This is a genomic window from Streptomyces sp. NPDC002476 (assembly GCF_042889785.1).
GTDB lineage: Bacteria > Actinomycetota > Actinomycetes > Streptomycetales > Streptomycetaceae > Streptomyces.
This window is the reverse complement of sequence record NZ_JBIARH010000106.1, coordinates 1-1,664: the sequence shown is the minus strand read 5'-3', so window position 1 is coordinate 1,664 and position 1,664 is coordinate 1. Positions and strand designations below refer to the sequence as shown.

General features: G+C 68.8%; 1 protein-coding gene and 1 pseudogene. Both read right to left on the bottom strand.

What is annotated here, in order from left to right:
* Nucleotides 1-135 precede the first annotated feature (135 nt).
* A pseudogene (locus ACFYXM_RS37095) lies at nucleotides 136-771 on the bottom strand (IS6 family transposase); the annotation flags it as partial.
* A gap of 46 nt (nucleotides 772-817) precedes the next feature.
* Nucleotides 818-1,664, bottom strand: an 847-nt coding sequence (locus ACFYXM_RS37090) for an IS701 family transposase (protein WP_389296261.1), incomplete at its 5' end; no start/stop codon positions are given.

Here is a 1,664-nt window from a genome sequence, read left to right as displayed (position 1 = left end):
CCTCATCAGCGGTCAAGCGGTGCCCCGAAGCCCGGCGGCAACACCCCCCAGGTCATCCGTACGACAGGGGGCACACAGCCATACCGGGCCCGGGGGCCAGGCGCCCCATTGCGGGGCCACTGAAAAGGTAACGGGGGCGGTCATCCGGTGCCGGCGTGGCCGGAAGTGGGGTGAGATGCCGCTGAACGCGGACAGGAATCTCTGGGCTCCTCCGACGCTGCGGAAGCCTTTCATGGCGCGTTCGCGCTGCCTCGTTGGCTGGTGGGAGTTCTCGGCTCGGTTGTTCAGGCCCTTGTGGGAGCGGTGCTCGACCGAGGGCATCACCTCGCGGTGGGCCGCCCCGTAGGAACGGAGCTTGTCCGTGACGATCACCCTCGGCACGGCCCCGATTCCTTTGAGGAGCCGACGGAAGAAGCGCCTGGCCGCGGCCTTGTTGCGCCGGTTCTGAACGAGGATGTCCAGTACGTTGCCGTCCTGGTCGACCGCGCGCCAGAGGTACTTCTGCTCGCCGTTGATCGTGATGAAGACCTCGTCAAGGTGCCACTTGTCGCCGGGGCGGGGACGTCGGCGGCGCAGCGCGTTGGCGTAGGACTGTCCGAACTTCAGACACCACCGGCGGATCGTCTCGTAGGACGCAATGACGCCGCGCTGCAGCATCAGCTCCTCCACCTCACGGAATGACAACGGGAAGCGGAAGTACAGCCACACGCAGTGGGAGATCACCTCGACCGGGTACCGGTGCCCCTTGTACGACAGCGGCGTACTACCCACGGACAACCCCCTCCACCATGATCAACCCGAAGATCATCCCACCCCATCAGCCAACGTGACAGCGCCTGCAGAAGGCGTGGGCGACCGAGACGAGGGTGACGTGGTGGTGCCAGCCTGGCCAGGTCCGGCCTTCGAAGTGGGCCAGGCCCAGGGCCTGTTTCATCTCGCGGTAGTCGTTCTCGATGCGCCAGCGGAGCTTCGCGGTGCGCACGAGGACGGGCAACGGGGTGGTCTCGGGCAGGTTGGAGAGCCAGAACTGCACGGGCTCGTCCTGGCCAGCGGGCCATTCGGCCAGCAGCCAGCGGACCGGAAGCTCGGTGCCGGCCGTGGCTTTGCGGATCTCACGTCCGGCGGGCCGAACCCGCAGGGCCACGAAGCGCGAGTACATGCGCTTGTGCCCGCTGCGGCCGCTGCCCGGCCGCGATCCCTCCCTCCACTGCACCGGCCGCGCGGAGTTCTTACCGGCCGCGATGACCAGGCTCCTCACCCGCTGGGCCGGCTCGGGGTAGGCAGGAACCGGCCGTGGGCCGCGGCCGGAGTAGGCCGGGGTGCAGGGCTGTGCGTTCCCGGGTTGCGCGGTGGTCGTGGTCGAGATGCCCACCACGTACTCGAGGCTGCGTTCTTCCAGGCCGAGCCGGAAGGCGGCGGTGTCGCCGTAGCCGCCGTCGGCGATGTCCTGGGGCACCTCGATGCCCCAGGACCGCGTCTCGTCGATCATGTCGAGGGCCAGCTGCCACTTCTCGACATGGCCCACCTGGACGGGGATGGCGCACTTGTCGCGGCGGGCCACCTTGGCCGGGTCGGCCTTGGGCGAGGCGGGATCCCAGCTCCCGGGCAGGAACAGACGCCAGTTCACGGCCGCGGAGGCGCCGTTGGAAGCCAGGTGCAGCGAG